Origin of the sequence: Enterobacter cloacae complex sp.6700776, from assembly GCF_048284255.1 — a bacterium.
Classification (GTDB): domain Bacteria; phylum Pseudomonadota; class Gammaproteobacteria; order Enterobacterales; family Enterobacteriaceae; genus Enterobacter; species Enterobacter intestinihominis.
The window spans coordinates 779,711-798,399 of the sequence record NZ_JBLVYK010000001.1 but is presented as its reverse complement, the minus strand read 5'-3'; the positions used below and the strand labels follow the sequence as shown (position 1 = coordinate 798,399).

14 protein-coding genes and 1 pseudogene are annotated in these 18,689 nt (G+C 54.3%); 8 read left to right on the top strand and 7 right to left on the bottom strand.

The annotated features are described in order from the left end of the window. Positions 1-47: 47 nt before the first annotated feature. From ACNQ0T_RS03865 to ACNQ0T_RS03855, 3 genes are all read right to left on the bottom strand, one after another. Positions 48-3,356, bottom strand: coding sequence for an autotransporter outer membrane beta-barrel domain-containing protein (locus tag ACNQ0T_RS03865; RefSeq protein ID WP_417929613.1), 3,309 nt, complete (start codon positions 3,354-3,356; stop codon positions 48-50). Between the two features lie 333 nt (positions 3,357-3,689). After that, complete coding sequence (locus ACNQ0T_RS03860; protein WP_417929611.1) at positions 3,690-4,655, bottom strand: magnesium and cobalt transport protein CorA; 966 nt, start codon at positions 4,653-4,655, stop codon at positions 3,690-3,692. A 121-nt stretch (positions 4,656-4,776) separates the two neighbouring features. Continuing rightward, on the bottom strand, positions 4,777-5,634 hold the full coding sequence (locus ACNQ0T_RS03855) for an alpha/beta fold hydrolase (RefSeq protein WP_023306125.1): 858 nt from the start codon (positions 5,632-5,634) through the stop codon (positions 4,777-4,779). A gap of 367 nt (positions 5,635-6,001) precedes the next feature. Here ACNQ0T_RS03855 and ACNQ0T_RS03850 point away from each other — a divergent pair, with 367 nt between their 5' ends. Both ACNQ0T_RS03850 and ACNQ0T_RS03845 read left to right on the top strand, forming a co-directional pair. Further along, the gene (locus tag ACNQ0T_RS03850) at positions 6,002-6,367 is read left to right on the top strand and encodes a hypothetical protein (RefSeq protein WP_023300020.1); all 366 of its coding nucleotides are present in this window, start codon (positions 6,002-6,004) and stop codon (positions 6,365-6,367) included. A 10-nt stretch (positions 6,368-6,377) separates the two neighbouring features. Further along, positions 6,378-8,474 carry a pyrroloquinoline quinone-dependent dehydrogenase gene (locus ACNQ0T_RS03845; protein WP_417929610.1) on the top strand — a complete coding sequence of 699 codons (2,097 nt, stop codon included), beginning with the start codon at positions 6,378-6,380 and terminating at the stop codon, positions 8,472-8,474. 75 nt (positions 8,475-8,549) lie between these two features. On the opposite strand, the gene ACNQ0T_RS03840 is transcribed toward ACNQ0T_RS03845, so the two are convergent. After that, positions 8,550-9,140 (bottom strand): DUF4142 domain-containing protein, encoded by a 591-nt coding sequence (locus ACNQ0T_RS03840; protein WP_022648005.1) that lies wholly within the window; start codon positions 9,138-9,140, stop codon positions 8,550-8,552. A 249-nt stretch (positions 9,141-9,389) separates the two neighbouring features. Between ACNQ0T_RS03840 and ACNQ0T_RS03835 the strand changes: the two genes are divergently transcribed. Together ACNQ0T_RS03835 and ACNQ0T_RS03830 are read left to right on the top strand one after the other, a co-directional pair. Beyond that, positions 9,390-9,668, top strand: a complete 279-nt coding sequence (locus ACNQ0T_RS03835) for a DUF1471 domain-containing protein (RefSeq protein WP_003857380.1) — start codon at positions 9,390-9,392, stop codon at positions 9,666-9,668. Positions 9,669-9,975: 307 nt separating this feature from the next. After that, on the top strand, positions 9,976-10,149 hold the full coding sequence (locus ACNQ0T_RS03830) for a GnsA/GnsB family addiction module toxin (RefSeq protein ID WP_022648006.1): 174 nt from the start codon (positions 9,976-9,978) through the stop codon (positions 10,147-10,149). Positions 10,150-10,236: 87 nt separating this feature from the next. Here the strand turns inward: ACNQ0T_RS03830 and ACNQ0T_RS03825 are convergent, their stop codons facing one another. Then, positions 10,237-11,073: an alpha/beta fold hydrolase gene (locus tag ACNQ0T_RS03825; RefSeq protein ID WP_417929607.1), complete on the bottom strand. Its 837-nt coding sequence runs from the start codon at positions 11,071-11,073 to the stop codon at positions 10,237-10,239. Positions 11,074-11,732: 659 nt separating this feature from the next. Continuing rightward, positions 11,733-12,722 carry a 2-hydroxyacid dehydrogenase gene (locus ACNQ0T_RS03820; RefSeq protein ID WP_417929606.1) on the bottom strand — a complete coding sequence of 330 codons (990 nt, stop codon included), beginning with the start codon at positions 12,720-12,722 and terminating at the stop codon, positions 11,733-11,735. A 210-nt stretch (positions 12,723-12,932) separates the two neighbouring features. Between ACNQ0T_RS03820 and ACNQ0T_RS03815 the strand changes: the two genes are divergently transcribed. From ACNQ0T_RS03815 to ACNQ0T_RS03805, 3 genes are read left to right on the top strand one after another with little or no spacing between them, the layout of a single operon-like run. Next, positions 12,933-15,572 (top strand): YdbH family protein, encoded by a 2,640-nt coding sequence (locus ACNQ0T_RS03815; protein WP_058646323.1) that lies wholly within the window; start codon positions 12,933-12,935, stop codon positions 15,570-15,572. After that, a complete protein-coding gene (locus ACNQ0T_RS03810; protein ID WP_003857369.1) occupies positions 15,569-15,760 on the top strand; it encodes a YnbE family lipoprotein in 192 nt (63 codons plus the stop codon). The genes ACNQ0T_RS03815 and ACNQ0T_RS03810 overlap by 4 nt, the downstream gene beginning before the upstream one ends. Positions 15,761-15,767: 7 nt before the next feature. Next, complete coding sequence (locus ACNQ0T_RS03805) at positions 15,768-16,085, top strand: YdbL family protein (RefSeq protein ID WP_022648010.1); 318 nt, start codon at positions 15,768-15,770, stop codon at positions 16,083-16,085. Here the strand turns inward: ACNQ0T_RS03805 and feaR are convergent, their stop codons facing one another. Beyond that, complete coding sequence (feaR, locus tag ACNQ0T_RS03800; protein ID WP_023300024.1) at positions 16,086-16,994, bottom strand: transcriptional regulator FeaR; 909 nt, start codon at positions 16,992-16,994, stop codon at positions 16,086-16,088. Positions 16,995-17,235: 241 nt separating this feature from the next. On the opposite strand from feaR, the pseudogene ACNQ0T_RS03795 reads away from it, so the two are divergent. Then, positions 17,236-18,689, top strand: a pseudogene (locus ACNQ0T_RS03795) (aldehyde dehydrogenase family protein); the annotation flags it as partial.

The following is an 18,689-nucleotide window of genomic DNA, read 5'->3' as shown; positions in this document are numbered from 1 at the left end:
CAACGCCGGGGACAGGGCCAGTCCTATTATTTTCTCGTCCTCAGACATCAGAAACGCCAGGTGGCTGAAAGATTACCTGCAATCGAGTCATAGCCAGAACGAAACATTTCGCTTTCAACCCCGATGCCCAATTCGACATCAGCGTTGATTTTATAGCTCATACCTGCCTTAACACCCAGAGTGTCACGACCAGTCACCTGATTCCTGGAACTAAACCCTGTGCTTCGATAGTTGGCGAAAGAGGCGTGTTGCACTACGTTGCCATCAAGCAGTTCATGATCCCAGGTGAGCTGCAGCTCAGCTGCGAACGATGCCCCTGAAGCGAGGGGTACATTCCAGTTACCATTCACCCCGATACTTGATCTCAGAGAATCGAAGGTCTGCGAACCCAGCATCAGTCGGCTGCCGTCATTGCCGCTTTCCTTCACGCCGGGACGATGTAATGTGGTGTAATTCAATGACGTTACCGGTCCGGCGTTCACATTATTATTCAGCGCCCATCGATAGCCTCCGCCGGCCGTAACAGAACCTGACAATCCGGTCCAGGTGGCATGGTGGCTTGCTCCGTAAGTTTCTACATTAATGTTTCTGTCCAGCCAGCTGTCTTCAATACCCAATCGGCCAGTGCCGAATAAATACATTCCTTCGGACCTTTCAGCGCCGTAACGAGCATGAACACCCAGATCGAAAGCAGTGGTTTTCCCGGTTGCGGTTTCTGGTGATTTCACCGTCACCGACTGACCGCTGACCGCACCATGAAAGCCATACATCCAGTTGTGATTCTCATCGTTTTGTTTTTCAGCACCGAATACAATGCCATAACTGCTGGCGTCGTACCCTACACTGTCACCCTGACGCTGTTGCCAGAAGCCGCCGCCAAAGGGTATGGCAAAGCTGCGCCATTCGCCTTCCGTCAGTTGCTTCGGCATAACCACAGGATTTGGCCCGCCAACGATCCGCGCTATCTGCTGTTCACGCTGCAGGGAACTTGCGAACATGGCGCTGTAGGCGCCCGCAGAAAGTTGCGGCAAGGCATTGCTGATACTCCCGCCATCAGTGGCTGAGAAATCCAGAGTACGGTACAGCGGTTGTATATCCGACTTAGCTTCCGCCACAATTTTATCCAGCGCTTGCCCTACCTGCCGCGCATTAGCGTCCTGCGCATACCGGCTGTATGCGTTTGAAGCGCGCAGCATTGAGAGCTGCCAGCCATTCTTTCCCTGTGGCGTTGTTTGCAGCGTTAGCGTGGGTGAACGGAGCACGCTGTTCACCGCACTGAAATTGCCGTCGGAAGCGTCCGTTTTTAGCAAATCTTGCGTATTCAGACGCCAGTTTGTTGCGTACCAGTCCGGCTGCGGCGCAAACGTCAGTTGACCGTCAAATTGTGCGTGACCGTCCACTTGCAGAGTATCATGCCTGCCGCGCCCGTCGACTTCCAACAACAACTGCCCGGTATTCCCCTGTTGATAAGCACCGGATATATTGATTTGCCCAAGTGAATTACCCGGCGCAAGGATCCCGTTATTTACAAAGCGGCCTTCCTCATTAAGCGTATAGCTGGCGTTGCCGGACAGGCTGGCACCTGGCGCGATAGTCATGCTGTAAATCTGAAAATCGCCGTTAAGCGAGGTTTTCCCTCCGTGCGCGTCCAGTGCCAGATTATTGATACCTTCAATGTTTCCGCGGTACGTAAAGCTGAAATCAGCATCGGCAGCTTCCGTCGCTTGCCCGTACGCATTGGCCTTCCGACCGAAGGTAAGCAGCGTTAACCGCTGTTGGCCATAGTCATCCCGCTGGGCGTAGTCCGAATAAATATCACCCTCCAGCCGGGCACCCGTTAATATATTTATATTACCGACCAGCGCGTTCGGTGATATATAAATCGCCGCGCCTTTACCGGCAACCCGTCCGCTGATGTCGGCATTGTCTACCAGCGCTCCCTGCAACTCGGGTAATAACGCATCGTAATAGCCGTCCACGATATGAAGCCAGGATCCACGATAGTCCACCTCGTTACCCAGGAGGTTATTGCCAAAATCAAAACTGATACCGACGCCACTGGCTCCCAGTGCCTGAACGTCGCCACGTTGAATAAGGCTGTGCTGTTTACCGTAGGCAAACATCACTCCACGGCCATTAACGCCATCGGCGTATATCCGTACACCGGGATCGATGCTCAGGGTGTTATTTTGCCCATCTATACGGATGCCCGCGCCGCCAGCCCCTGACGTCAACAGGTCCGCTTGTTGAAAGATATGGTTATTACTGCCATACACATGCAGGCCAACTCCCAGATTAGCGGTATTGTATTGACCAGCCAGATAGCCATCCGCCTGCTGATTACGCTGAAAATAGTCATTGCGGTTAACGAGCGTTTGCCCGTTGCCATATAGCGAAAAACCGAAAAAGTTACGCCGGTCAATCTGATATCCCATATCCTGCAGCAACGCCAGTTCCGCTTCCATAAACGTGGTGTAATTGCGGTAGTTCTGATGGCTCATCATGCTGTTTTTCAGCTCGATATGGCTCATGTAGTTATCATCGACCGAGCCGTCGTCTGCTAACATTTTCACCGGCACGCCAGGCATGGCGCCTGCAAGGACTTCATCCACATGCCTGCCGGTGAAATAGCCTTTATCAAGCCGTACATCAAAGCCTTGTGGATCCCATCTGTTATTGCATCCATTACACAATATTACTTGCCCTGGCCGGGCAGGATTGCCACGGTCATCGCGCAGATGGCTGGTCCAGGAGCCAAAAGGCACGGTATCAAAAGCAGGCGTGAATGTGCCACTTCCTTGCAGATCGGTAACCATATTGGATATTCCCAGTCCATGTGCCAGCTCATGAACAGCGACGCTGACCAGATCGGCCTTTCCAGTGCGCGGCAATTGCGCGGGCACATAGGGAACGTTATCAAAATCCAGTTTGCCCATGATGAACTGGGCGTGGGAACCAAAGGTCAGCTCTCCGGTATCAATGCCGTTCAATGCGCCTTGCAACTGCGTCAGACTTATAATGCCGTCGGTAACTGAATCGCTGGAACCTGCGGCATTCTCGTCGTTAAACGTCCCCACATTGATAATGGCAGGCAGTTGCCCCGGGCTGGGGGTAATAACCTCAGCCCAGTAACGCATAGCATCGAGTATTTTTTCTTTTTGTTGCTGGCCAAGATCCCAGGTTGACTCAGACGCATTCGGCCAGTCCGGCATAAAGGGGCCGTCACCAACATTAAAGAAACGCACTTCAAATACCGCAATATTATGTGGGTTATAGACCAGATAGCTTTCTCCTGCATACGGATTATTACTGACAAATAAACCCGTTAATGCAGCCGTCATAAAAACCCTTTTCATATTAACCATCCATGTGTGAAAAAATAATGTTTACGTCCGTCAATATAAATTCACATCTGAGCTCAATGAATCATAAACAAATATAATAATTATCGATGTGGTTTGATAATTTAGAATAACGAGTGACCTTGCCCTGTGATAGCCTCGTTTTTCAGGATTTTATAAACGGTGGAGCGGGCGATCCCGGATTGAGCAACCGGGTCCCGGTGAACAGGAATGTACCGACATATGCAGGGGAAATAACGGATAGGGTATGGTGTCGTGGCATAATCGACATAAGCGTGAGGCTTTACTTTACTTCACGACACCAAAAACTATCAGATCGCTTATCAATCAAAGCCAGCGAGAGCGTTTGAGCCGAAGCCACAGTAATACACAGGCTCCCAGCGTGACAGCGACCGTAGCCGGATAACCAAAGAGCGTCTTCAGTTCCGGCATATGTTCGAAGTTCATACCATACATGCTAAAGACTACCGTCGGGATCACGAGGATGGCCCCCCAACCGGCCAGTTTCTTCACGACTTCGTTTTGCTGCACTGGAACCAGTGCCAGGTTAACGTGCATCGCGCTGCTTAGCAGCTCACGCATGTCATTTACATCCGTTACTACATGGCTTGCGTGATCCTGAATATCTCTGAAATACGCCCTGAGGGGTTTTGGAATAAGTTCTTCATGAATGCGGATAAGCTCTGTACAGATTTCTTCTACTGGCTGAGCGGCGTTGCGAAGCCCGAGTAGATTACGGCGGAGGGAATACACGTCCTGAATAGCTTCACGGTCAAATTCACTGTGAAAAAGTGTCGCTTCTATATCACCAATTTTGGTGTTGAGGCGCGCAGTCAGCTCTGCATAACTGTCAACAATAAAATCCAGAATACAGTAAAGAGGATAAGCCGGACCGTACGAAAGCATGTCCGGGGCCTCAGCAGCACGGGCGCGTATAGGTGCATAGCTCACTGAAGCACCATGGCGCACCGTAATAAGGAAGTTTCGGCCCACAAACAAATGCGTTTCGCCAAACTCAATATTGTCGTCCTGTCCACTGACGGTTTTTACAACGATAAATGCCGAGCTGCCATAACGCTCTATTTTAGGCCGCTGATGTGCATTAAGCGCATCCTCAACGGCCAGATCGTGCAGACCGAACTCCTCCTGGACTTTGTACATAAACGCAGGTTCAGGCTGCCAAAGCCCCAGCCAGATAAACGCATCGGTATCCTGGATGACTTCACTGATATCCTCAATATCTACGGTTTCGGCGGGGTGGCCTGAACGGTAGACCATACAGTTAACAATCATTTCCTGACTATCCCTTAAGCATGTGTTTAAGAAGCTTAACCATTTCCGTTAAATTTCCAAATTTTTATGCCGGCAGGTTTTAATATGTTGAATACTCAGAAAGGTCATGTTCACGCGTCGTTCAATCCGGGCACTGACTCTCCAGCCATTGACCGACGACGGGCCATAATTTCTCCGCACATCGCGTACGAAAAAATCCCATATGCCCAATGGACGAAAGACCAAACTCTGCGTGCCGTATCTCGCAGCGTTCTATTTTTGCTTGTTGCACCGGCTCCATCAGCCGCGCAATAGCTTCACGGTTAGCCCAGGGATCGTCATCAAATCCCATTACCAGCACGGGTAGGGTGATCTCACTTGCCCGTTGGCGTGCATTCCAGTGTGGATCATCGTAGAAATATCCAGGCATTGCGCTCCAGCGCCCCCATTGAAGCATGACTGGCGCCGGTAAATCTTCACCCAGCCCCAGGCGCCTGGCAGGCATGTAACCGAAGATACGGCACAGAATCGGAGCCAGAACACGTAATACGCACCAGACACGCACCTTTTCTGTGGTGCGTTTGATGGTGCTCGTCACCCCGGCATGTGAGGCTACAATGACCGCAGCTTGCAGGGCGTGGGTGGCTGTTGAAAGCAGAACGGCATGCCCGCCCACACTGTGTCCTACCGCCAACAGGCTAAGCTCTGGAAAATGTGCTTTAGCCCAGGCGGTTATACATCCGACGTCCTGGTCGATCCAGTCAGACATAGAAACGCGGTAAGTACGGACCAGCCCGGATTTAGAGAGGCCGGTGCCGCGATAATCGTATGTGAGGACGTTGAATCCTCTGTTAAAAAGATATTCTGCGAATCCCTTATAAAATCCCTGTACAACCGCCGTTGCCGGATGAAGGAGCACTATCGCTTTGGCATCGCTTCTTTCCCAAATTGTGGCTGCCAGAAATCCACCTTCATTGACGGGTATTATGACTGAACGCATTCATAGAGCCTTATTTATGTGGTCATACCAGTTATGCCTGAATTAAATCTAGCCTTTACTACCCCATCTGGCGATTTTTTTTACACCCCAGCGTTTGTCCCTCGCTCAAAGCAGACAATAAACCTCGCCCGAGCGTTTTTAGCGAAACACACTGCCTTATGGGCTCAACGTGAGGAAGGGTACTCGCCGGATAAACGCCCCTTTAAAAAATCCTCTTCTATACTCAGTTACGTTTAGGGAAATATGCCGCCGTTTTTCACGTCGCGTTGTTTTAATAGCCATTGCACGCGCGAACAGCAGGGACATATATCCACGAAAACGCCTTAATGTTGGTCCATTTTGCATTTTTTAGAGGGGGATTCCTGGTATGTTGCATTCTCAATCTTCGCGCGTCGGCACTATTTTGCTGCTGTTGGCCGCGGTTATAGGCTTCGCGGTGGCGCTATACGCCTGGTGGACGCCGCTTACCGGCGTCACAGGCACCATTGGCGCACTGGGCGTGGCCATTGCCAGCGCGGTGCTGGCGATACTGATCTTTGTGTTACGTGCGGCATCGGGGCGCGGGGCGCGTGTTTTCCTGATTATTGTCACCCTGGTGGTGTTGGCGGGTATTGGTTTTGCCGCCGCGCTGCTGCACCAGTACATCATAACGGCAGCCATGGTGGTCGGCCTGATTGGTCTGATTATGCTGAGCAGCCATTCCGCCCGTTACAACCATTCCGTCAGAACCTGAGGAGCCGCCCGTGCATAACGATAAGCATTATCCCTTCATAAAAGTCAGCATGACGGCGCTGGCGCTGCTGGTCACCCCGTTCGCGCTGCAGGCGCAGGATAAAGCCGCTGAGGCCTCTCAGGGGACCCAGGAATCACTGAATATTGATGCGGCCGATCAGCAGGCGCCTGGAACCACAAAAACCACAGACGATGCCTCAACCGGTAGCGGTGACGGAAAGAAAGTCGCCTCGGCCAGCCAGCCAGCGACGCCGCTGGTGCCCGGCACGCCAACCTGGGACAGCTTCCACGGCCAGCTTAACGCGCAAAAATACAGCCCGCTTACCCAGATCACGGCGGATAACGTCAGTAAATTAACGAAAGTCTGGGAGTTCCATACCGGCGACGTCTCGGATGGTAAAGGTGATAAGCCAGCGACCGTGTGGTCCGCAACGCCCATTTTCGCTAACGACACGCTCTACATCGGCACCCCTTTCGATCGCCTGATTGCGCTGGATCCGGGCACGGGTAAAGAAAAGTGGCACTATGACACCAAATCGTCGCGCAAGGCACTGACCCAGCCGGTGCTGAAAAACCGCGGCGTTTCCTACTGGCAGGCCAAAAATCCGGTGAAGGGAGAGGCGTGCCAGAAGATGGTCTATATGGGCACCGTTGACGGCAAGCTCTTTGCGCTGGACGCCGATTCAGGCAAACCGTGCAGCGGCTTTGCGGAGAACGGGGTGCTGGATCTGAATCAGTGGAACACCGTTAACGCCAAGTATCCGCTCTCTGTCCTGCAACCGCCAACCGTCGTCGGCAACCATCTGCTGGTGGGTTGGGCCGGGAAAGACTGGGCCTATGCCGAAGCGCCTCCGGGTACCGTATTTTCTGTCAACGCCCAGACCGGCAAGCTTGAATGGACCTTTGAGGCGATACCGGCAGAGATCCGCAAGCGTACCGGTACCGCCAACGTCTGGACGCACATGTCCGCCGATGAGGCCAATGGGCTGGTCTATCTCCCGGTCTCATCGCCGTCTCCCAACTATTGGGGCGGCAACCGCGTCGACGCAATTCCGCTTGGCACCTCCACCACCGCGCTGGACATCAACACCGGTAAAGTGGTCTGGTCCCGTCAGTGGGTACACCACGACGTCTGGGATTACGACATCAACTCTGCCCCGACGCTGATGGATATCACCGTAGACGGCAAGCAGATCCCGGCGCTGGTTCAGGCCACCAAGCAGGGCTTCCTGTTTGTGGTTAACCGCCTGACCGGGGAGGACGTATGGCCAATCGAAGAGCGTCCGGTTCCGCAGGGTGATGGTTCGGTCCAGGGCGAAGTTCTCTCGCCTACACAGCCGTTCCCGACCAAACCTGCGCCGCTGCTCGACCAGTCGAAAAAGCCGGAAATCTGGAAGCTGGCGGATATCGTCGGTGGCGGCCAGTGCTCTCGCCTGTGGGATAACCTGACCTATGAGGGAATGTATACTCCGCCTACCACCAAAGGCGAAGGCACGCTCACCTATCCCGATAGCGCCGGCGGCGTGCAGTGGGGCGGGGTGGCGTTCGATCCGCAAAAACAGATCGCCATCGTCAACACCTCGCATATCGTTCAGTACGTGAAGCTCTACAGCCGTGAGGATTACGATAACGCGGACAAAGACTCCGGCAACGAAAGCGGCTTTGCCCCACAGGAAGGCGCCCCGTACGGTATGCGTCTGCTGGTGGCGAGCAACTGGCTGGGCATGCCGTGCTGGCAGCCGCCATTTGGCGAAATCGTGGCGATAGACATGCACACGGGCGATGTGAAATGGCGTCGTCCGGTTGGCGCCTCACAGCAGTATGGCTTCTTCATGCCGGAAAGCTGGGGTTCGCCTACCATTGGTGGCCCTGCAGTGACGGCGGGTGGCGTGATCTTCATCGGTGCTTCAATGGATGCCAAAGTGCGTGCCTACTCGGTAGAGAGCGGTGAAGAGCTGTGGTCCGATCAGGCAGAAGCGCCAGCGGTAGCGAACCCGTCCGTGTATGAATATAAGGGTCGGCAGTATGTGGCCTTCGTGGCTGGCGGGAACACGATCCTGAAGGATCAGGTAGGCGATCAGGTGGTTGTCTACGCGTTGCCGGAATAATTCATCAGGAAGGTGAAATAAGCGTGGGGCCTGCGGGCCCCACTTTATTTTGCAGTAGTCGTTTCACCGACGCACTTATTTATCGGCTGATGCGCCAGCACGCGTTGACATCTGCTCGGCGGACTTCAGATGCTGCTCAACGACCGGCGTGTGCTCGTTGGCCAGAGCCTTCACATCCGGATCGTCGATTTTACTGGCGTCGCTCTTAAGCTTCGACAGCACCTTCTCGTGGTCCTTCACGCCAGCATATTCCATATACATTTTGTCAAAAGCGTCACCTCGCTGGTTTTCAAGCCTTGAGTTCAGGGCTTTATGGGCGGCGTCTGGCTCGGTCGGCAGCTCTACGCCCTTTTTCTGGGCAACGGCCTGCACTTTGGTCAGGGCGGCGCCGTGGTCGTCGACCATTTTCTGGGCGAATGTTTTCACTTCACTGGTCTGGGCCTTGTCCAGGGCGAGCCTGGCGGCGGCGACTTCGTTGATATTGGCCTGCGCCATGTCCTTTAACGCTTTCTCGTCGCCGGAGCTGAGTCTGGCGTCCGGTTGAGCCTGGCCCGCAGCGTTAGTTTGCGCGGCGCTTGTCGTCTGGGCTTGTACGCCAACGGTGCTGAACATTGCTGCAACTGCTGATACGGCTAGCAGCCTTTTCAGGGTTTTACTCGTGTGCATATTGTTCTCCTGATGGTCATGGTACAGGTAAGTTTCGGTTACCTAACGCGCAACCGGGCAGATAAATGCTAACTGCACAGGTCAGTATAGTAGATGAACCTGCTGTAATCGCAGGTTGCGTCAGAGAGGGCAGGTAATAATGCTCAACAGGCGACGCTTATCGCTCAGTCTCTCTACGACATTGGCACGGATCATTCCCATATTTGATGCTAATGTTAAATAGATAGATTTATTAACAGGAGGAATGATATGAAAAAAGCACTATTAGGGAGTGTATTGGCTTTAACAGTTGCAAGCTTTGGCGCATCTGCGGCAGATATGATTTCCAAAGATGAAGCGCACCACTTCAAACTTGAATACCTGGGCAATGTATCTGTAGGGGCTTCAGGTGGACAAATTTCTTCACCTTCAGATCTTCATCAAAAACTCTCGAAACTGGCAGATGAGAAGGGCGGGAAATACTATGTCATCATCGCTGCTCGAGAGCATGGCCCTAACTTCCAGGCCGTAGCAGAAGTCTTCAAATAATCTTTCCGAATAACGCAGAAACCCGCTCATGGCGGGTTTTTTGCTTATAGAGAGCAAAAAAAATGCCCCTGGTGCGGGGCGAGTTTGAGTCAAATCTTTTCTTATGTTTATGTGCTCTAAGGCGTTGGCACAATAACAGCTTATTCAAATAATGCAATCTAAATGCATATTTAAATGCAATGGCCCCATCTGCCCCTCATCTCAAGGTGAAGGCAGCATACGTAACGCAGATAGTCTACGCTTTACATAGGGTTATGGTTAAAACCAGTTAGATACTGGAAACAGTAAACGGCCGCAAGAGGTAAATATGAAAGTTGACGCAATGACGCAAAAGGCAGAGGAAGAAATTTCAGCGCTTATAGCCAAAAAAATTGCAGAATTACGAAAAAAAACAGGGCAGGAAGTATCTGAAATTGAGTTTATCGCTCGTGAGGCCATGACAGGCCTGGAGGGGTATGAAGTAAAAATCAAACTCCTGTAAGCGTTTCTTCCTGAAATGGTCGCTCAATTCTTGCCGCAAAAGAGAACCGGGCGTGGTGCCCGGTTGTTTTATGGATAATCAACGTCTTTATGAGCGAATAAACGTCAGGATATCAGCATTTATGGTATCTGCATGCGTGGTATGCATCCCATGCGGGAAGCCTGGATAGATTTTAAGCTCGCTGTGTGCGAGCAGCTTATCCTGAAGAAGGGAGGCATTTTTATACGGGACGACCTGATCGTCATCACCCTGCAACACCAGGACGGGAACCGTGATGGCTTTGAGATCGTCCGTCTGGTCGGTTTCTGAAAATGCCTTAATGCCATCATAGTGGGCTTTGGCGCTACCGATCATACCCTGACGCCACCAGTTCTGGATTGTTCCCTGCGAAACCTCTGCTCCGTCTCGGTTAAATCCATAGAAAGGACCGCTGGCGACGTCGAGGTAAAACTGGGCGCGGTTAGCGGCCAGCGCCTGGCGGAAGCCGTCGAACACTTCAATGGGCGTACCGCCGGGGTTCGTGTCTGATTTTACCATCAGCGGAGGAACGGCGCTGACAAGTACCGCTTTGGCCACTCGCCCCTGAGGCTGGCCGTACTTCGCAACGTATCTGGCGACCTGGCCTCCGCCGGTGGAGTGGCCGACGTGCACGGCATTACGCAAATCAAGGCTTTCGACCACGGCTGATGCGTCGGAGGCATAATGATCCATATCATGACCTTCACTCACCTGATCGGAACGACCATGACCACGACGGTCGAGGGCGATGACGCGGAAGCCTTCTGCAAGGAAAAAGAGCATCTGGTTATCCCAGTCATCGGCGCTCAGCGGCCAGCCGTGATGGAAAACGATCGGCTGCGCATCCTTCGGACCCCAGTCTTTGTAATAAATACTGACACCATCTTTCGTTGTTACGAATGCCATATTTCAGACTCCTCTGCTAATGGCAACATGTGTGAAGGCTAAGTAAATAGCCCAGCATTTAGGGACGTAATAAAACTGACTTATATTAATCTTATTACTGATATATCCGCTTAAAGTGTAGAAGGGTTCCTGAAAACAGTTATAGATTAATTTTGTATGGTCATTATTTATTTTTAAACGAAATATCCCCTAAACCAGCCGGGGCACTGTGTTATTTTTCTCGCGTGGTGAATCCCCCTGTGCGGAGGGGCTAAACAGCACGTGTAGCTTAGGCAATCAGTAGCGGGTCAAGGTGGCTGACCAACGACTCACCGGGAGGCACCCGGCACCACACATACGTTAAAGCTTGTATCTCGCTGAATTTATTAGGGATGGTGTATGAAGTTGGGCTTTTTGGCTGGAGCAGTGCTGGCAACCTGGTTGTCTTTAACCTACCCGACGCAAATGAGAGCTGTTTTTGAACAACTGGTTACGATAGTGCAGCAAATCACGCAGCCTTCAGCAGAGCCTCATTCTGATATGGTCACACCGGAACAGTCATATCCTTGATTGTTATATTTACGATGAACGTTAGCCATCTTAATAGTTAACCTGTGCTTATTTTTCTGATGGGCTTATTATTGGCCGGGCAGAGGTTACCGCCACCCGGCCTGACGGTCTTAAACGATCGCGTTAGGGCACGCTTCGCCCTTTTCAAGCTGCTGTAAATTCCCCAGCGTGGTTTCCGAAATACTGATCAGCGCTTCGGCGGTCAGAAACGCCTGGTGGCCGGTGAACAACACGTTGTGGCAGGCCGACAGGCGACGGAACACGTCGTCCTGAATCACGTCGTTAGATTTATCCTCAAAGAACAGATCGCGTTCGTTCTCATACACGTCCATACCCAACGCGCCGATTTTTTGCGTTTTCAACGCTTCGATAGCGGCCTGAGAGTCGATCAGTCCGCCGCGGCTGGTATTAATGATCATCACGCCGTCTTTCATCTGGTCGAACGCCGACTGGTTAAGCAGGTGATAGTTTTCCGGGGTCAACGGACAGTGCAGGGAGATAACATCAGACTGCGAGAAGAGCGTTTTCAGATCGACATACTCCACGCCCAGCTCCAGCGCAGCGGCGCTTGGATACGGATCTAACGCCAGCAGGCGCATGCCAAATCCTTTCAGGATGCGTAGGGCGGCCACACCAATTTTGCCGGTACCGATCACGCCTGCGGTTTTACCGTACATGGTAAAGCCAGTCAGCCCTTCCAGAGAGAAATTGGCATCACGGGTACGCTGATAGGCACGGTGAATACGACGGTTGAGCGACATCATCATCCCGACGGCATGTTCTGCCACGGCTTCCGGAGAATAGGCCGGAACGCGAACAACCTTCAGACCCAGCTCTTTGGCGGCATCGAGATCGACGTTGTTAAAGCCCGCGCAGCGCAGGGCAATGTATTTCACGCCCTGTTTTTTCAACTCTTCCAGTACCGGTCGGCTACCGTCATCGTTAACGAAGATACACACGCCTTCGCAGCCGTGGGCGGTTTTAGCCGTCTTTTCAGTCAGCAGAAAGTCGAAAAATTCAAGATCGAAACCGTACGTCTCGTTAACATGTTGCAGATACTTTTTGTCGTACTGCTTTGTGCTATATACCGCGAGTTTCATAAGACTTTCTCCAGTGATTTTGGAACCACGTTAGCATGTTTAAAATTATCTTACAATTTTTCAAAATTCATTGAAATCAATAAGTTCTATGAATTATTGTAGAGCATCTACTCTTAAAAATGGCATTACCTTCAACTGACTGGCTAAACATGCGACAATGAGCGGCAAGAACGGCTTATTTATTTCGCAAAATCAGGATATTAACTGCCCATGAAGGGTAAATACAAAGCCGCAATTGCGCTATTACTGCTGCTATTTCTTGTGCCGCTGACGCTGCTGATGACGCTCGCCCAGTGGGTGCCCACGCTCGCCGGGATCTGGCTTCCCGTTGGAACACGCATCGCGTTTGAAAAAAGCCCACGGCTCACGCGCCACGCCCTGATCATCCCCGATCTCCGTTATCTGGTAGAAGAGTGCGAAATTGCCCGCGTGGAAAACGTGACCCTGTCACACCCCAGCCGCTGGGATCTGGATATTGGCGCACTTGAACTTAACTCTGTCTGCCTGAGCAAATTACCGCAATCGGCGCCGTCTACGGTGGCGCCGAAAACGCTGGCGCAGTGGCAGGCCATCCTGCCCAACACCTGGCTGACCATCCACCGTTTTACCCTTTCTCCCTGGCAGCAGTGGGAGGGTGAGCTGCATGCCTCACTGACGCCAGCCCGCCAGGACATCACCTATAAAGGCGAGCAGGTGAGCATTAAGGGGCAGTTGCGCGGCCAGACGCTCTCCATCAGCCAGTTCGATGTGCAGCTGCCGGACCAGTCGCAGCCCGTGAAGCTGGTCGGTGAATTTACCCTGCCGCTGGTGCCGGACGGCGTACCGGTGAAAGGGCATACGGTCGCGACCTTTAACGTGCCACAGTTATCCTCGCTGGTCGATGCCGATCTGGACTGGGAGGATAATCAGGGCCAGCTGGTGGTTATGGCGCGGGACAACCCCGATCCGCTGCTCGATTTACCGTGGCAGATCACCGCTCAGCAGTTGACCATCAGCGACGGGCGCTGGAACTGGTCAGCCTCCGGTATGCCGATGAGCGGTCGCATCGGCCTGAAGGTGGATAACTGGCAGCAGGGGCTGGAGAAAGCCACCTTCACGGGGCGGCTCAACGTGCTGACCCAGGGGGACGCGGGTAAGGGCAACGCGGTGCTGAATATCGGTCCCGGCTCGCTCAGTATGGAAAACAGCGCTATGCCGCTGCACCTGAGCGGGGAAGCCAAGCAAAACGATCTGATCCTGTATGCCAGACTCCCGGCGAAGCTGACCGGCAGCCTTTACGATCCGCAGCTTACGTTTGAACCCGGCGCACTATTGCGCTCGCGCGGACGCATCATTGACTCGCTGGATATCGATGAGATCCGCTGGCCGCTGGCGGGCGTGAAGCTCACGCAAAAGGGCGTGGACGGCCGCCTGCAAGCCATTCTGCGGGCGCATGAAAACGAGATGGGCAATTTTGAGCTGCATCTGGACGGCCAGGCTAACGACTTTTTACCGGACAACGGTTTGTGGCAGTGGCGCTACTGGGGTAAAGGGAACTTCACGCCGATGAACGCGCGCTGGGATGTCCGGGGAACCGGGGAGTGGCGCGACAACGTTATCGAACTGACCGATCTTTCCACGGGGTTCGACAAATTGCAGTACGGCACGATGCTGGTCAGCAAACCGCGCCTGGTGCTGGATCACCCGGTGCGCTGGTCGCGGGACCCGGATAACCCCACCTTTAGCGGTGCGCTCGCGCTCAATGCCGGGCAAACAAGCTTTTCAGGCGGAAGCGTGCTGCCGCCGTCCGTTTTGACCTTCAGCGTTGACGGGACAGACCCGACGGTGTTCCAGTTTAAAGGGAACCTGCATGCGGACGACATCGGCCCGGTCCAGGTGAATGGACGCTGGGACGGCGAACGCCTCCGCGGTCAGGCCTGGTGGCCAAAACAGTCTCTTACAGTGTTCCAGCCGCTGATCCCGCCAGACTGGAAAATGACCCTGCGCGGCGGCGAAATGTACGCGCAGGTGGCTTTCTCAGCGGCCCCCGACCAGGGGTTTGAGGCCGGGGGGCACGGCGTGCTGAAAGCGGGCAGCGCGTGGATGCCGGATAACGAAATCAACGGCGTTGATTTTGTTCTGCCGTTCCGCTTAAGCCAGGGCACCTGGTCACTGGGCACGCGCGGACCGGTAACGTTACGAATCGACGAGGTGAAAAACCTGGTCACAGCCCGAAATCTCACCGCGGATCTCCAGGGCGATTATCCCTGGACCGAAGCGAACCCGCTCCTGCTCACCAACGTGAAGGTGGAAGCGCTCGGCGGGAAAATCACCATGCAGCAGTTGAGAATGCCGCAGCACGATCCGGCTTTACTGCGCGTGGATAATATTTCCTCCAGCGAACTGATAAGCGCGGTAAATCCGAAGCAGTTTGCCATGTCCGGCCCGGTGAGCGGCGCGCTGCCGTTCTGGCTGGACAATGAGAAATGGATCATTAAAGATGGCTGGCTGACCAACCCGGGGCCGATGACGCTGCGCATCGACCAGGACACGGCGGATGCCATTGTGAAAGACAACGTGGTTGCCGGGGCGGCGATCAACTGGCTCCGCTATATGGAAATTTCGCAGTCGTGGACAAAACTCAATGTGGATAATCTGGGTGTGTTAACCATGCAGGCGGCCATTAAAGGCACCAGCCGCGTCGAGGGCAAAAGCAGCTTCGTTAACCTGAATTACACCCATGAAGAGAACATTTTTACCCTCTGGCGCAGCCTGCGCTTTGGGGACAATCTGCAAACATGGTTTGAGCAACATGCGGCGATACCCCTTCTCCGCGGTTCGACAGGCAAGGAAAGTGAGGAACAACAATGAAAAAGAGGGCTGGTGTACTCACCGTGGCCGTCGTCGCGCTGCTGTCAGGCTGCACGCCGCGCATTGAAGTGGCGGCGCCCAAAGAGCCGATCACCATCAACATGAACGTGAAAATCGAGCATGAAATCCATATCAAGGTGGATAAAGACGTCGAAGCCCTGCTGAAATCCCGCAGCGATCTGTTCTGAGGATGCCATGAAACGATTAGCTCTGATGTTACTGGCGCTGGGGATGAACGTTCACGCCGCCACGCTTACGCTCAACGATGCGCGCACCCAGGGGCGCGTAGGGGAAACCCTGAGCGGCTATCTTGCGCCCGTTCAGCACGACGCTGAAACCCTGGCGCTGGTGAACCGTATCAACGCCGCACGCACGGAAAGTTACCAGCAGCTTGCTGACAGCAATAATTTGCCCGTCGACGAGGTGGCGAAAATGGCGGGGCAAAAGCTGGTGGCCCGCGCGCAGCCGGGTGAGTACGTGAAGGGGATTAACGGCAAATGGCTGAAAAAGTAACTAGCGGTAACGCTTACGGTATTCGCCCGGCGAAACCCCGAAACGCTGCTTAAAGGCGGTGGAAAAATGGCTATGGTCGGTAAAGCCCCAGCTGTAGCCAATGCCCGCCAGCTTTTCGTCATCGCCGATGGAACGCAGCGCCTGAGCGCATAAATCGAGGCGACGGTTCTTAATATACTGCGCCACCACCAGCCCTTTCCCGGCAAACATGCGGTACAAGCTACGCACGGACATGCCGCTCTCTGAGGCTATCCACTCCGGTCTTAACGCCTCCGACTGAATATGATCGTCAATCAGGGACAGAACGTGGCGGAACTGACGCTCCTTGCGCGGCAGCACCTCGTCATGCTGCTGGAAGGCCGGACGCAGCAGACACACCATCGCCTCCAGCGCCGCTTCGCTTTCACTGGCGCTGAGATCGGCATTGCCCATGCTCTCCTGTAACAGTCGGTAGCTCAGCTGTACGGTAGGCAGACTGCGGGAGAGGGGCAACGCGCACCTCACTTCCTGAAAACGCGCGTGTTGCTCAATGATTTGTCGCGGGAGCAGCAGCGAAATCTGGCGGGAACGCTCCTGCCAGTAAATGGAGCACGGGCGGGAGGCGTCAATCAGCGTGATATCCCCGGCTTTCAGCAGCGCGCGCTGGTCGTCCTGTTCGATTCCGGCGCTGCCTTCCAGCTGAAACACGGTGTAGAACCAGGCATCGTTGCCGTTTTTGATCTCCTGACGGGTGCGAAACAGGTTAACGCCTGCGGCGGTCACCGTGCTCAGCTTCAGACTTTGGGTGTAGCTGGTTTCCAGTTCGCCGAGAAACGCCCCCTCTAACGGACGTGCCGCAAAGCGCCCACAAACCTGGTTAATTTGCGCCAGCCACTGCTGAAAATTGTCCTGTTCGCTTGCACATGCCATTGATTTTCTCGCTGCACCGTCACTGTTTTCGCATTGTTGCATTTATGTTGCATTTTGTCAGGGCTACGAGGCTGACTATAGGAAAGAACACTCAACGGTTACAGCGATATAAGCGGGAATTATCACGATTTGCGGAGCCTGTCACAGCTGGCAAAGCGAATGTCACACAGACAAAAGCAGGAATGCGAATCCCCTCTTAGACTGCATACACACCCTGCGAAGCATAACGAAGGAGTATCCTATGTCCGAGTCACACGTCGCCGTCCTGCCTGGCGTGCAGCAGTTTTTAGATCGCCAGCACGGCCTGTGGATCGAAGGGCGTCAGGCGGCATCCGATAGCGAAAAGCGTCTGAACGTCTACAACCCGGCGACCGGAGAGGTCATTGCCTCCACCGCCGATGCCAGCGTTGATGATGTCGATCGTGCGGTGATGTCTGGCTGGCGCGCCTTTGTCGCCCGAAGCTGGGCCGGGCGGCTTCCGGCAGAGCGGGAACGCATCCTGCTGCGGTTTGCGGATCTGGTGGAACAGCATGGCGAAGAGCTGGCACAGCTCGAAACCCTGGAGCAGGGGAAATCGATTAACATTTCCCGCGCCTTCGAGGTGGGCTGCACCCTGAACTGGATGCGCTACACGGCAGGGCTGACCACCAAAATTGCCGGTAAAACCCTCGATCTCTCGATTCCACTGCCGCAGGGCGCGCGTTATCAGGCGTGGACGCGTAAAGAGCCGGTTGGGGTCGTGGCGGGGATTGTGCCATGGAACTTCCCGCTGATGATTGGCATGTGGAAAGTGATGCCCGCGCTGGCGGCAGGTTGCTCCATCGTGATCAAACCCTCGGAAACCACGCCGCTCACCCTGTTACGGGTGGCGGAACTGGCGAGCGAGGCGGGGATCCCGGATGGCGTATTCAACGTGGTGACCGGCAGTGGCGCCGTCTGTGGCGCGGCACTGACCTCGCACCCGCGCATTGCCAAAGTGAGCTTTACCGGATCGACGGCGACGGGCAAGCAGATTGCCCGCGCGGCGGCGGATACGCTAACGGGCGTGACGCTGGAACTGGGCGGCAAAAACCCGGCCATCGTGCTGAAAGATGCCGATCCGGCGTGGGTGATTGAAGGGCTGATGACCGGCAGCTTCCTGAATCAGGGGCAGGTCTGCGCGGCCAGTTCACGTATATATATTGAAGCTCCGCTGTTCGACACGCTGGTCAGCGGCTTTGAACAGGCCGTGAAATCCCTGAGCGTCGGGCCGGGCATGTCGCCGGATGCGTTTATCAACCCGCTGGTGTCGCGCGCCCACTGCGATAAGGTCCAGGCGTTTCTGGATGAGGCGAAGGCGCACAATGCGGAGCTGATCGCCGGGAACCGGGGGCCAGACGGCAAAGGCTATTACGTTTCGCCAACGCTGGTGGTCAACCCGAATAATCATCTGCGACTGACGCGTGAAGAGGTCTTCGGGCCGGTGGTGAATCTGGTCCGTGTAGCTGACGGGGAAGAGGCGCTTCAGCTGGCGAACGACACTGAATACGGCTTAACGGCCAGCGTCTGGACGCAGAACATCAGTAAAGCGCTGGAGTACACCGACAGGCTACAGGCCGGAACCGTGTGGGTGAACAGCCACACGCTGATAGACGCCAACCTGCCGTTCGGCGGCATGAAGCAGTCTGGCACCGGGCGCGATTTCGGCCCCGACTG